Source organism: Pseudomonas putida (genome assembly GCF_009883635.2).
Taxonomy (GTDB): Bacteria; Pseudomonadota; Gammaproteobacteria; order Pseudomonadales; family Pseudomonadaceae; genus Aquipseudomonas; species Aquipseudomonas putida_W.
Map to the genome: position 1 here is coordinate 800,364 of NZ_CP026115.2, position 12,769 is coordinate 813,132.

Annotated in this window: 16 protein-coding genes; 2 read left to right on the forward strand and 14 right to left on the reverse strand. The window is 65.6% G+C overall.

Going from position 1 to position 12,769, the window contains the following annotated elements; genetic code table 11:
* Positions 1-13 precede the first annotated feature (13 nt).
* The 14 genes from C2H86_RS03670 to ccmA form a co-directional block, all read right to left on the reverse strand.
* The gene (locus C2H86_RS03670; protein WP_159411476.1) at positions 14-955 is read right to left on the reverse strand and encodes a DMT family transporter; all 942 of its coding nucleotides are present in this window, start codon (positions 953-955) and stop codon (positions 14-16) included.
* 62 nt (positions 956-1,017) lie between these two features.
* Positions 1,018-1,425 (reverse strand): GFA family protein, encoded by a 408-nt coding sequence (locus C2H86_RS03675; RefSeq protein WP_159411477.1) that lies wholly within the window; start codon positions 1,423-1,425, stop codon positions 1,018-1,020.
* A 77-nt stretch (positions 1,426-1,502) separates the two neighbouring features.
* Positions 1,503-2,291, reverse strand: a complete 789-nt coding sequence (locus C2H86_RS03680; RefSeq protein WP_159411478.1) for a PhzF family phenazine biosynthesis protein — start codon at positions 2,289-2,291, stop codon at positions 1,503-1,505.
* A gap of 46 nt (positions 2,292-2,337) precedes the next feature.
* Positions 2,338-3,276 (reverse strand): 2-hydroxyacid dehydrogenase, encoded by a 939-nt coding sequence (locus C2H86_RS03685; protein WP_159411479.1) that lies wholly within the window; start codon positions 3,274-3,276, stop codon positions 2,338-2,340.
* 99 nt (positions 3,277-3,375) lie between these two features.
* On the reverse strand, positions 3,376-3,795 hold the full coding sequence (locus C2H86_RS03690) for a hypothetical protein (RefSeq protein WP_103446523.1): 420 nt from the start codon (positions 3,793-3,795) through the stop codon (positions 3,376-3,378).
* A 12-nt stretch (positions 3,796-3,807) separates the two neighbouring features.
* The gene (gene ccmI / locus C2H86_RS03695; RefSeq protein ID WP_159411480.1) at positions 3,808-4,998 is read right to left on the reverse strand and encodes a c-type cytochrome biogenesis protein CcmI; all 1,191 of its coding nucleotides are present in this window, start codon (positions 4,996-4,998) and stop codon (positions 3,808-3,810) included.
* A complete protein-coding gene (locus tag C2H86_RS03700) occupies positions 4,991-5,467 on the reverse strand; it encodes a cytochrome c-type biogenesis protein (protein ID WP_159411481.1) in 477 nt (158 codons plus the stop codon). Before C2H86_RS03700 ends, ccmI begins: the two co-directional genes overlap by 8 nt.
* Complete coding sequence (locus C2H86_RS03705; RefSeq protein ID WP_159411482.1) at positions 5,464-6,000, reverse strand: DsbE family thiol:disulfide interchange protein; 537 nt, start codon at positions 5,998-6,000, stop codon at positions 5,464-5,466. Before C2H86_RS03705 ends, C2H86_RS03700 begins: the two co-directional genes overlap by 4 nt.
* Positions 5,997-7,970: a heme lyase CcmF/NrfE family subunit gene (locus C2H86_RS03710; RefSeq protein ID WP_205524611.1), complete on the reverse strand. Its 1,974-nt coding sequence runs from the start codon at positions 7,968-7,970 to the stop codon at positions 5,997-5,999. The genes C2H86_RS03705 and C2H86_RS03710 overlap by 4 nt, the downstream gene beginning before the upstream one ends.
* A gap of 11 nt (positions 7,971-7,981) precedes the next feature.
* Positions 7,982-8,437, reverse strand: a complete 456-nt coding sequence (gene ccmE / locus C2H86_RS03715; RefSeq protein WP_159411484.1) for a cytochrome c maturation protein CcmE — start codon at positions 8,435-8,437, stop codon at positions 7,982-7,984.
* Entirely contained in the window at positions 8,434-8,610 is a 177-nt protein-coding gene (gene ccmD, locus C2H86_RS03720; protein WP_103446517.1) for a heme exporter protein CcmD, read from the reverse strand. Before ccmD ends, ccmE begins: the two co-directional genes overlap by 4 nt.
* A complete protein-coding gene (locus C2H86_RS03725) occupies positions 8,607-9,374 on the reverse strand; it encodes a heme ABC transporter permease (RefSeq protein WP_159411485.1) in 768 nt (255 codons plus the stop codon). Before C2H86_RS03725 ends, ccmD begins: the two co-directional genes overlap by 4 nt.
* A 45-nt stretch (positions 9,375-9,419) precedes the next feature.
* The gene (gene ccmB / locus C2H86_RS03730; protein WP_430738571.1) at positions 9,420-10,097 is read right to left on the reverse strand and encodes a heme exporter protein CcmB; all 678 of its coding nucleotides are present in this window, start codon (positions 10,095-10,097) and stop codon (positions 9,420-9,422) included.
* Positions 10,085-10,717 (reverse strand): cytochrome c biogenesis heme-transporting ATPase CcmA, encoded by a 633-nt coding sequence (gene ccmA, locus C2H86_RS03735; protein ID WP_159411487.1) that lies wholly within the window; start codon positions 10,715-10,717, stop codon positions 10,085-10,087. The genes ccmB and ccmA overlap by 13 nt, the downstream gene beginning before the upstream one ends.
* Before the next feature lie 132 nt (positions 10,718-10,849).
* Here ccmA and C2H86_RS03740 point away from each other — a divergent pair, with 132 nt between their 5' ends.
* Together C2H86_RS03740 and C2H86_RS03745 are read left to right on the forward strand one after the other, a co-directional pair.
* Positions 10,850-12,409 (forward strand): flagellar hook-length control protein FliK, encoded by a 1,560-nt coding sequence (locus C2H86_RS03740; RefSeq protein ID WP_159411488.1) that lies wholly within the window; start codon positions 10,850-10,852, stop codon positions 12,407-12,409.
* The gene (locus tag C2H86_RS03745; RefSeq protein WP_159411489.1) at positions 12,406-12,738 is read left to right on the forward strand and encodes an EscU/YscU/HrcU family type III secretion system export apparatus switch protein; all 333 of its coding nucleotides are present in this window, start codon (positions 12,406-12,408) and stop codon (positions 12,736-12,738) included. The genes C2H86_RS03740 and C2H86_RS03745 overlap by 4 nt, the downstream gene beginning before the upstream one ends.
* Positions 12,739-12,769: the final 31 nt, after the last annotated feature.

Below are 12,769 nucleotides of genomic sequence, written 5' to 3' on the forward strand. Positions count from 1 at the left end.
GGGCGCCCTTTTCTCAGGAATGCACGGGTTTGGCAAGCTCGCGTGGTGTTCCATGCTGACGCATCGACCACAACACCCCGCCGATCACCAGCATGATCGCCGCTGCTTCCAGCAAGCTCGGCCCGGCTTGCCGCCAGAGGAAGGCATACAACAGCGCGAACAGGGTTTCGAACACGATCAGCTGCCCGCTCAAGGTCAGCGGCAGGCGCTTGGACGCAGCGTTCCACAGCGCCGTGGCCAACCAAGACCCCAGCACTGCACAGCCCAGGCACGCGCCCCAGAACAGCCACCAACGCGTCATCGGTGCCTCGACCTGCAGCTGCTGCGGCTGCCACATCGCCAGGCCGGCCACCATCAGCAGGCTGCTCAGGCCGGTCAGCACGCCGATCAGCACCGACCACTGGTGACTGTCAAAATGCCCGCTCTGCTTGAGATAACGGCTGTTCTGCACCGCGTACCAAGTCCAGCAGGCCAGCGCGGCCAAGGCGTAGAACAGCCCCAGGAGCTTGTCGCCGATATTGCCCGGGGCAAAGGCAAAGGTCTCCAGGTTGATGCACAGCATGCCGGCAATAATCAGCGCCAGCGGGCCGATCAGGCGCCGGATCGGCACTGCGCCGCTGTCGTTGCGGCCATACAGGGTGATGGTCAGCGGCAACACGCCGACGATCAGCGAGGCAGGTGCCACGCCCAGGCGCTGGATCGCCGCCACCAGGCAGATGAAGTAAAGCAGGTTGCCGACCACTGCCAGGCGCAGCAGCATCCAGCCGTCCGCCAGAGTCAGCTGACGCAGTTGCCGGGCCATCGGCGCGGCCAGCAGCAACGAGATCAGGCCGACCATCGCATAGCGCACGCTGCTCAGCAGCATCGGGTTGAACTCCGGCAACAGCTCCGGAACCATCAGTACCATGCCCCACAATGCACCGGCCCCACCAGCATACATCACACCGCGCTTCACGCTTTTTGCTCCTGTTCATGGATGCGCGCAGGCTACCGCTGTGCAGGGCTGGCGGCAATGGCTCAGCCGAACTGCTCGAACGCTTGCTCGCCGGTCAGTTCCTTGGTCTGGTTGGCGAAGCAATACCAGGCGGGTTTCTGCTCGACGAAGATCTGCAGCTCGAAATCCCAGGCCTCGTCGCCATCCAGCAGGCCTACCGGGACCGCATAGTGGTCCTTGTCCTTGAGCCGGTAGTAGAGGTGCGTGCCGCAACGGCTGCAAAAACCACGCTGGGCCCAGTCGGAGGAATCGTAGACCGCCGGTGCCCGCCCCTCGAAGACCGGCGCCTGGCTGCAGTCCACGACCAGCAGCGGGCCGCCGGTCCATTTGCGGCACATGCTGCAATGGCAGGCGCTGATGTGGGTATTGTCGACAGTGACCCGCAGACGGGTTTCACCGCAGAGGCAGCTGCCGCTTTTTTCCAGGGTCATGATAGGGCTCCTTGCAGGTTGGGCCAGCAAGTATAGATCGGGCCCCGCAGCTCGGAGCCCGCAGCCCATCCGTTCGGTCAGATGTACACGCTACCGCGCAGGTACAACGCCGCACGCCCGCTGATGATCACCCGGCCATTGCCTGGGACTTCACAGTGCAACTGCCCTTTGCGCGCCCCGCCCTGCTCGCAGCTCAGCGACGACTTGCCCAGCCGCTCGGCCCACAACGGCGCCAGCGAGGTATGCGCAGAGCCAGTGACCGGGTCTTCATTGACGCCGACCCGCGGGCCGAACCAACGGGTGACGAAGTCGTAGCCACGGCCAGCGGCAGTGACCGCGATGCCACGCACGTCGAATGCCGACAAGGCGACGAAATCAGGCTTCAGCGGGTCGAGCAGCGCGGCGTCATCGACCACCACCACATAGTCATCGGAACGGTAGACGGCCTTGGCCGCACTCAGGCCCAGCGCCTCCAGCAAGCCGGCTGGCACCTCCACGGCTTGCGGCTGCTTGGCCGGGAAGTCCATGGCCAGCAGGCCGTCGGCGCCACGGCTGACCCGCAACTCGCCACTGCGGGTGTTGAAGCGCAGCACTTCGGTTTGCTCGCCCAGTTGTTCGAACAGCACGTAGGCCGAAGCCAGTGTGGCGTGGCCGCACAGGTCGACTTCGACGGTGGGCGTAAACCAGCGCAGGTCGAAGGTCTCGCCATTGCGCACGAAGTAGGCCGTTTCCGACAGGTTGTTCTCTTCGGCGATGCGCTGCAGCACATCGTCCGGCAGCCAGCTTTGCAACGGGATCACCGCCGCCGGGTTGCCACCAAAGGGCTCGGCGGAGAAGGCATCGACCTGGAAGATTTCGAGTTGCATCAAACGCTCCTTGTGATCCGGCAATGCCGGCTGGGTATTGAAAGGGTTACGCGCGGACCGGCGTGAGCACCGGTTTGCCGGCAAAGAAGGCCTGCAGGTTGCGCAGCACCAGGGCCACGGTGTCGCGAGCGGCCTCGGGCGACTGGCCGGCCACGTGGGGCGTGAGCACCGTATTGCCGAGAGCCTTGAGAGCGTCAGGCACGGCGGGTTCGTCATCGAACACATCGAGTGCGGCGCCGGCGAGCCGGCCTTGTTCAAGGGCTGATACCAGCGCCTGGGTGTCGACCACGCTGGCCCGGGCGATATTCACCAGGTAACCCTCCGCGCCCAGTGCCTCGAGCACCTGGGCATCGACCAGATGGCGGGTATTGGCACCACCGGGGGTGGCAACGACCAGGATGTCGACGGCATCGGCCAGGTGCAACGGGCTGTCGTACCAGGTGTACGGCATGTCCGTTCGCGGGGTGCGGCTGTGATAGCTGATGTTCATGTCGAAGCCCAGGCTGGCGCGCTGGGCGATGGCCTGGCCAACCGCGCCGAGGCCCAGCAGGCCCAGGCGCTTGCCGCTGACCGAAGGGCTGATCACCCGGTTCCACTCGCCACGACGGGTACTGGCATCGGCGCGAGGGATGTCACGCAACAGCGCCAGCAGCATGGCCAGGGTGTGGTCGGCGACTGCCGCGGCGTTGGCGCCGGCGCCATTGGTGACGGTGATGCCACGGGCGGCAGCGGCGGCCAGGTCGACCTGCTCGTAGCCAGCACCTATCACGCAGATGATCTGCAGCTTGGGCAAGGCGGCGATTTCAGCGGCAGTCAGGCCCAGCGGCCCACGGGTAAGCACGGCGTCGATCTGGCCGGCATGGCGCTGGATCGCGTCGGCACGCATTTGTGGGGATGGGGCACGAATCAGACGGTAGCCGGCCTTTTCGAGTAATGGCAGATAATCGTCGACGGTTTCTACCAGTACCAGGACTGTCTTGCTCATGCCACCTCCGAGTCAATTCGAAGGGGCATTATGCGGAGTCACCGGCCAGTACAGTCAACTGAAATATCCAGCTAAAACTGTACTGTACCGGCTTGCGGATTACTGCCCGTAAGCGCGTCCCAGCCCGCCGGGCACCCCGCTGCTGTCGGTTTCCTGCCATGGGCCATCCGGGTTCAGCGACCAGCTCCAGCCATTGTCATAGCGGTAGTAGGTACGCTGCCGGTAAAACACATTGGTCTTGTTCTCCAGCACATACACCCCGAGCTTCGGATCCCAGTGGCTGGCGCCACCCGGCGGTGGCGCGAAGCTGGCGGAGGTGCGTGGCATCGGCTTGGGGATCGCCGCCGGCTTGCTCGGCTGGGTCGACGGCTGGCCGCCTGGCAACGGTTTCACCGCAGGCCCCTGGTGCGGTGGCGCTGTCTCGATCGGCGGCGACGGCTGCTCATACGGTTGATGCGCCGTACACGCGGACAACCCCAGGGCCAGGGTGATCAGGGTCAGGCGGACGGTGCTGTGCATGGCGTTGTTCTCTTACTGGTCGGGGCTGTCGATGGTCAGGTGCTGGGTGGCCTGGGTGGTATTGGCCAGAGGCGCACTCTGGCCGATCCATTCGCCGCGGGTCGGCTGGCCTGCGCGCGATACTCGTGCAACCAGTTGGACTTCGGCGAATTGGGACAGTTTCATCTGCGGCAGCATAGCGTCGGCATCGGACAATTCCACCTCCAGCGGCAATTGCGCCACGGTGACCCGCTTGGCCGCCAGCGGCATGGGCGGGCCGTTGCTTGCACGGGCGAAGATGAACACGGTGTCGTCAGGCTTGACCTTGTCCTTGAGCGCCGCCGCCAGTTCCACCCGCACCTTCAGGCGGGCTGCCGCAGTGGCCTGCGCTTTGCTGCCGGTAGTGCCCAGGCGCTCTGCCGCGCGGTCGATGCCACCTTGCAGCGCCGCCCGCGAGGCATCGCCTTCGGGCAATTGCGCCAGCAGGCGGTTCCAGTAGTCGATGGCTTCCTGGTAGCGCTCGCCCTCGAAGGCGGCGATGCCCCGCAAGCCAAGGCTGGTGACCTCGTTCGGGTCGGCCTTGAGCGCTTCGTCGGTCAGCCCCTGCACCTGCGCGCTCCATTTTTTGTCTGCGGCGAAGTACAGCGCCTGGGCCCACTGGCCCAGCAGCTCGGGCTGGCGACCGGCCAGGGCGACGGCGCGCTCGTAGGCCCGGGCCGCGTCGGCCGGGCGTTGCTGGGCCATGTAGGCACGGCCAAGGAAGTACAGGCCTTCGGCCGAGTCCGGCTGGGCCTGCACGGCACGTTCGAGGCGCGTGGTCATTTCGTCCATGGTTTTCGGTGCGGCGGCGAATTCCTGGGTCAGCTCGACCTTGTCCGCCGCGCCGAAGTGCAGGTACAGCCCCAATGCCAGTGCTGGCACCAGCACGGCCGCCAGCAATGGCAGGGCCTTGCCCAGGTGCCCCTGGCGCGCGGGTTCCGCGCCTTCGGTATCGGCCAGCAGCTCACGGGCCGCCTCATCGCGGCCCTTGGCCATTTGCGCCTGGTCCAGCACGCCGGCGGCCTGCTGGGCGGCCAGTTCGGCGACGCGCTCCTGGTACAGGGCGACGTTCAATGCGGTGCGGTCTTCTTCCTGCTGCTGGCGACGGCCACGCAGGATCGGGATCAGCAGAAAGCCGAGGGCGGCGAGCAACAACAGGCCCGCACTAAGCCAGAATTCAGTCATGGGTCTGTTCTTTTTCCAGCAGTTTGGCGAGACGCTCGCGTTCTTCGACGGACAGTTCCTGTGCAGCGTGGTTTGCCGGGCCACGGCGACGGCGGACGATCACCGCCAGCACCACGAAGCCACCAGCCAACAGGATGCCCGGGCCGAACCACAGCAGCCAGGTGCGGCCGCTGAGCGCTGGCTTGTAGCGCACAAAGTCACCATAGCGGTCGACCATGAAGTCGACGATCTGCTGGTTGCTCTTGCCTTCGCCGAGCATGCGGAAGATCTCGCGGCGTAGATCGGCGGCGATCGGTGCGTTGGAGTCGGCGATGTCCTGGTTCTGGCACTTGGGGCAGCGCAGTTCCTTGGTCAGTTGCTGGTAACGCTCGCGCTCGGCGTCATCGCGGAACTGGTAGGTATCGATGGCCGCCTTGGCCACGCCGGCCAGGCTCATGCCCAGCACGGCGGCTGCCAGCCAGCGCCTCATGGCTTGGCCTCGTCGACCAGGCCCTGGTACAGCGGCGCCAGCTGCTCGCGCCACACGTCGGCGTCGACGATGCCGACGTGCTTGTAGCGGATGATGCCCTTGGCGTCGATAAGGAAGGTTTCCGGCGCGCCATACACGCCCAGGTCCAGCCCCAGGCTGCCCTGCTCGTCACGGATATCCAGCTGGTACGGGTTGTGGAACTCGGCCAGCCATTTCTGCGCGGCGGCGTTGTCGTCCTTGTAGTTGATGCCATGGATCACCACGCCCTGCTGGGCCAGCTGGTTCAGGTACGGGTGCTCGACCTTGCACGATGGGCACCAGGTGGCCCACACGTTGACCAACGCTGGCCGGCCGTGCAGGTCGGCCTGGGTCAGGTTGCGGTCACCCTGGGTCGACGCCAGGGCAAACGCCGGGAACGGCTTGCCGATCATCGCCGAAGGCAGCTCGTCGAGCTTGAGGAACAATCCCTTGTAAAGGAAAACCGCCATCAGCAGGAATACCACCAGTGGCACGACCATGATCCAACGCTTCATGCAGCAGCTCCAGACACGCCCAGGGCTTCGCGCACCCGGGTCTTGACCTTGACGCGATAACGCCGGTCGAAGGCCGCCAGCAACCCGCCCAGGCCGGTCAGCAGACCGCCCAACCAGATCCAGCGGACGTAAGGCTTGATATGCACGCGCACCGCCCAGGCGCCGTTTTCCAGCGGCTCGCCCAGGGCAACGTACAGGTCACGGGTGAAGCCGGCATCGATGCCTGCCTCGGTCATCATCGACTGCTGCACGGTGTACAGGCGCTTTTCCGGGTGCAGGGTGGTCACTTCACGGCCGTCGCGGGTGACCACGATGGTGCCCTTGTCGGAGATGAAGTTCGGCCCCTCGAAATGCTTGGCGCCCTCGAACAGGAAGTGGTAACCGCCCAGCTCGACGCTCTCGCCCGGTGCCATGCGCAAGTCGCGCTCGGCGCTGTTATTGCTCGACAGCACCACGCCCAGGGCACACACCGCCAGGCCAAGGTGCGCCAGCTGCATGCCCCAGTAGCTGCGGGTCAGGCCGCGCAAGCCCTTGGCGAGGCCCTTGTGGCGGGTCTTGTCGAGAATGTCTCGCAGCCCGCCGAACACCACCCAGGCCGCCAGGGCGAAGGCGCTGAGGACCGGCCAGTCGAGGTCGTCGACGATGAAGCCGGCGACCGGCGCCAGCACCGCGCTGCCAATCAGCACCGGAGTCATCATGTTCGCCAGCCACTTGCCGGGGGTGTCCTTCCAGCGCACCACCACGCCCACGCTCAGCACCACCATCAGCAGCGCCATCAGCGGCAGGAACAGGGCATCGAAATAAGGTGGGCCGACCGACAACTTGGCCCCGGTCAGGGCATCGAGCACCAGCGGGTACAACGTGCCCAGCAGGATCATCGAAGCCGCCACCACCAGGATCAGGTTGTTGGCCAGCAGCAGGGTTTCACGCGACCACAGGGCGAAGCCGACCTGGCTCTTGACCACCGGGGCGCGCAGGGCGAACAGGGTCAGCGAGCCACCCACCACGAACAGCAGGAAGATCAGGATGAACACGCCACGCGCCGGGTCTGCGGCGAACGCATGCACCGAGGTCAGCACGCCGGAGCGCACCAGGAAGGTCCCCAGCAGGCTCAACGAGAAGGCGGCAATCGCCAGCAGCACAGTCCAGCTCTTGAATACCCCGCGTTTTTCGGTCACCGCCAGCGAGTGGATCAGCGCGGTGCCCACCAGCCAGGGCATGAACGAGGCGTTTTCCACCGGGTCCCAGAACCACCAGCCGCCCCAACCCAGTTCGTAGTAAGCCCACCACGAGCCCAGGGTGATGCCGACGCCGAGGAAGGCCCAGGCGACGATGGTCCAGGGCCGCGACCAGCGCGCCCAGGCCGCGTCCAGGCGCCCGCCGAGCAGCGCGGCGATGGCGAAGGCGAAGGCCACCGAGAAGCCCACATAGCCCATGTACAGCATCGGCGGGTGGACGATCAGGCCGAAGTCCTGCAGCAGCGGGTTGAGGTCGCGTCCATTGGTCGGCACCTGCGGCAGCAAGCGCTGGAACGGGTTGGAGGTGATGATCAGGAAGCTCAGGAAGCCGACGCTGATCATGCCCATGACCGCCAGTACACGGGCCAGCATCACCTGCGGCAGTTGCCGCGAGAAGATCGACACGGCAAAGGTCCAACCACCGAGGATCAGCGCCCACAGCAGCAACGAGCCCTCGTGGGCGCCCCAGACGGCACTGAACTTGTAGTACCACGGCAAGGCGCTGTTGGAGTTACTGGCCACGTAGGCGACCGAGAAGTTGTCGGTCATGAAGGCGTGGGTCAGGCAGGCAAAGGCAAACACCAGGAAGGTGAACTGGCCCCAGGCTGCCGGGCGCGCCAGGCTCATCCACAGGCTGTCGCCGCGCCAGGCACCGAGCAGCGGCACCGTGGCCTGCACGGCGGCGAAGCAGATCGCCAGGATCATCGCCAGCTGGCCGAGTTCGGGGATCACCAGTGCCGCGTTCATGGCTTGGCCCCCGCACCGCTGGCCGCCTGGCCGCTTTCCTTCAGGGCCTTGGTGACCTCGGGTGGCATGTACTTCTCGTCGTGCTTGGCCAGTACTTCGTCAGCCACCACCACGCCGTCGCCATTGAGCTTGCCGAGGGCGACGATGCCCTGCCCTTCACGGAACAGGTCCGGCAGGATCCCGCGGTAGGTGATTGGCACCGACTTGTTGAAGTCGGTGACTACGAAGCGCACGTCGAGCGAGTCGGAGGAACGTTGCACCGAGCCCTTCTCGACCATGCCGCCGGCACGAATGCGCGTGTCCAGCGGCGCCTCGCCGTTGGCGATCTGGGTCGGGGTGTAGAACAGGTTGATGTTCTGCTGCAGGGCGCTCAAGGCAAAGCCGACGGCAACCGCAACCCCGGCCAGCAGGCCGAGGATAATGAACAGGCGTTTCTTGCGCTGCGGATTCACTGGTGGTTCTCCCGGCGCAAACGGCGCGCCTCATCTTGCAGGTAGCGACGGCGGGCCAGCAGCGGTGCAGCGACATTCAGCGCCAGCACCGCCAGGCAGATGCCATAGGCCGACCAGACATACAGGGCGTGGTGGCCCATGGCGAGAAAATCGCCGAAGGAAGCGAAACTCATCGCGCGGCCCTCCGCCCCAGGCTGTTCAACACTTCATCCTTGACCCAACTGGCGCGCGCCTCGCGCTTGAGCACTTCAAGGCGCATGCGCAGCAGCAGCACGGCACCGAAGAAGCAGTAGAAACCCAGCGCCGTGCACAGCAGCGGCAGCCACATTTCGGCCGGCATCGCCGGTTTTTCGGTGAGGGTGAAGGTCGCGCCCTGGTGCAGGGTGTTCCACCACTCCACCGAGTACTTGATGATCGGAATGTTGATCACGCCGACAATGGCCAGCACCGCGCAAGCCTTGGCCGCGCTGTCGCGGTTGCTGATGGCCTGGCCCAGGGCGATGATGCCGAAGTACAGGAACAGCAGGATCAGCATCGACGTCAGCCGTGCGTCCCAGACCCACCAGCTGCCCCAGGTCGGTTTGCCCCAGATGGCCCCGGTGACCAGCGCCACGGCGGTCATCCAGGCACCGATGGGTGCCGCACATTGCAGGGCGACATCGGCCAGTTTCATCTTCCATACCAGCCCCACCACGCCGGCCACTGCCAGCAGTACATAGCAGGACTGCGCCAGCATCGCCGCCGGCACGTGAATATAGATGATGCGGAAGCTATTGCCCTGCTGGTAGTCCTCTGGGGCGAAAGCCAGGCCCCAGACCACGCCGGTGACCAGCAGCAGCACGGCGGAAACGGCCAGCCATGGCAGCATGCGGCCGCTGATGGCATAGAACCATTTCGGCGAACCCAGTTTGTGGAACCACGTCCAGCTCATTTTCATCAGGTACATCCAGGGTATTAGCCGGGCTTGAGAGCCCGGGACTCGTTATTCGCCGACGCTGATCTTCAGGCCGGCCGCTATCGCAAAGGGCGCCAGGGTAACCGCCAGGGCTGTCAGGCTGGCGAGCCAGAGCAAATGGCCAGTGGCAGGCATATTTTGCAATGCCGCCTGCAGTGCACCACTGCCCAGGATCAATACAGGGATATACAACGGCAGAATCAGCAACGCCAGTAACAAACCACCGCGCTTGAGACCGACCGTCAGCGCCGCGCCAACAGCGCCTAGCAGGCTCAATACCGGCGTGCCCAGCAGCAGCGAGCCGAGCAGCACCGGCAGGCAGTGGCTGGGCAAGCCAAGCATCAGCGCCAGCAATGGCGCCAACAATACCAGCGCCAGCCCGGAAAAGATCCAGTGCGCCAGCACCTTGGCCAGTACCAGCATGGCCAGCGGATGCGGCGACAGCACCCACTGCTCCAGCGAACCGTCCTCAAAGTCGCTGCGGAACAGGCCGTCGAGCGACAACAACACGGACAGCAAGGCTGCGACCCAGACCAATCCAGGCGACAAGGTTTGCAACAATTGGCTTTCCGGCCCCACCGCCAGCGGGAACAACGCCACGACGATGGCGAAGAACACCAGCGGGTTGGCCAGTTCCGCCGGGCGGCGGAACAGCAGGCGCGCCTCACGGCGCAGCAACAGGATGAATACGCTCATGCCGCCCATTGCCCCAGATTGAGTTCCCGGTAGCCGGTCGGCTTGCACTCCAGCGTGTGGTGCGTCGTCAGCACCACCGTGCCGCCCTGTTCGCAGTGGGCCGCCAGATGCACTTCGAGCTGGGCCACGCCCTGCTTGTCGAGGGCGGTAAAGGGTTCGTCGAGGATCCACAGCGGCGGGCTGTCCAGGTGCAGCCGGGCCAGGGCCACGCGGCGCTGCTGGCCGGCAGACAGGGTATGGCAGGCAACGTCTTCGAAACCGCGCAGCCCGACCGCTTCGAGTGCCGACCAGATGGCTTCAGGGGTGGCCGGTTGGTGCAGTGCACAAAGCCAGGTGAGATTCTCCTCCGCCGTGAGCAGGTCCTTGATACCGGCAGCGTGGCCGATCCACAGCAGGATGCTGGCCAGAGCGTGGCGCTTTTCGCCGAGCGGCTGGCCACCCAGCAGGATCTGCCCGGCAGTCGGCTGCATCAGCCCGGCCAACAGGCGCAGCAGGCTGGTCTTGCCGCTACCGTTGGGGCCGCTGATCTGCAGCATGTCGCCGGGGCGCAGCTCGAAATCGAGGTGCTCGAACAACAGGCGCCAGTCGCGCTCGCAGGCCAGGCCCACGGCTTGGAGGTGAAGGGTCACGGATTCGCCTTATCTATATGCTTCTCAAGTCGCCCAACTCGCTGCCGTTATACTGGCAGTGACAGACGGCAGGCATTATTACATGTGCTGCCACGCTGCCAAGAGGGCGGGCTCCACAGGTTGTATACAATCATGACTGAAATCAATAGTCTCGGCGCACAAACCGCCATCAATCCGCAGGCGATCAAGGCCCAGCTGACCGGCGAGCTGCTCAACCTGACCCAGGCGCAGCCCGGCCTGCTCAAGCCCGGCGAAACCGCCCAGGCCGAAGTGCTGGCGATGCGTCAGAGCGGCAGTACCTTCCAGCTGGTGCTGCAAGTGATTCAGGCCAGCGGCAGCCAGACCCAGCTCCAGGCCACTGCCAGCCAGCCGTTCGCGCAAGGCAGCCAGTTCACCATCAGCCAGCCAGAGAGCAACCGCCTGGCCGTCATGGTGCAGCAAGCCAGTGCCAGCAACGTCGCCACACTCACCCAGCTCGATACCAGCAAGGTGCCGGTCGGTACCCTGCTGCAGGGCAAGGTTCTTACCAACCAGCCGCTGCCACAAGCGGCGGGCGAAGTGGCCAGCTTCCGCTCGCAGGTCAGCCTGCTCAACACTGCCCAGGCCGGTGCCACGTTGACCATCGACAGCCCGCGCCCGCTGCCGATCGGTAGCCTGCTCAGTGCCCTGGTGCAAGGTGACCAGTCGCTGCGTTTCGTGCCACTCAGCGGTCGCCAGGAACAATTGAACATCGCCCAGCAGTTGCTGACTCAGCAGGGCCGCCAGGCCTCCCTGCCCGGCCTGCTCGGCGCGCTGCAGCAGATTGCCAACAGCCCGGGCAGTGACGGTGAACTGCGCAGCACCGCCAGCAACCTGCTGGCCAGCCTGCCGGATGCCCGTCAGCTAAGTGACGGCAAGACGCTCGCCCAAGCCTTGAGCAACAGCGGCGCCTTTCTCGAGGCCAAGTTGCTTGGCGGCCTCAGCGCCAGCGTGGCCACCGACCTCAAGGCACAACTGGTGCGGCTGGTAGCGCAGGCCTCGGCCAGCGCGCAGGCCAGCCCGGTGACCGCCGCCAGCACCCTGGCCCAGGCGCTGCCGGCCATGGCCCGCAGCGCACTGGGCATGCTCGACCGGGTCAGCCCAAGGACACCGCCAGGCGCATTCCCGCTGCCCTCACGGTTGCTGCAGGCCATGGAAAACGAAGGCGACCTGCAGCAATTGCTGCGCCTGGCCGCCGCTGCCATCTCGCGCCTGCAGAGCCACGCCCTGAGCAGCCTGCAGCAATCCGGCACGCTGGATAACGGCAACCTGCAGACCACCTGGCAAACCGAAATACCCGTCCGCCACGGCCAGGAGTTCATCCCTCTGCAAGTAAAACTGCAGCGCGAAGAAACCCCGGAACAGCAGGCCGAACGTCAGCAGCGTGAGCCGCAAGACCCGCTGCAGGCACTGTGGCGGATCGACCTGGCGTTCGACCTGGCACCACTGGGGCCCTTGCAGGTTCGGGCACAACTGAGCCAGGGGCGTCTGTCCGGCCAGCTGTGGGCCGAGCGCGAGCAGACCGCGCGGCTGATCGACAGCCAGCTCGGCGCTCTGCGCGAACGCCTGCTGGCGCGTGGCCTGGAAGTCGGCGACCTGGAATGCCACCCCGGCATTCCACCACAGGGCCCGCGCACGCGGGTGGAACAACGCTGGGTGGATGAAACCGCATGACCCACAAGCAACCGCGCCAGGCCATCGCCCTCAATTACGATGGCCAGCAGGCCCCCACGCTGACCGCCAAGGGCGACGACGAGCTGGCCGAAGCCATCCTGGCCCTGGCCCGCGAACATGAAGTGCCGATCTACGAAAACGCCGAGCTGGTGCGCCTGCTGGCGCGCCTGGAGCTTGGCGAACAAATCCCCGAAGCTCTCTACCTGACCATCGCCGAAATCATTGCCTTCGCCTGGCAACTGCGCGGCCGGGTTCCGGTCGGCTTCAGCGACGAGCCCGCCACCGAGCGCGACATCACGCCCGACCCATTGCGCCTGCCACCAGGCTGATCCCTGTAGATATCTACCGCAGCCAGCGAGC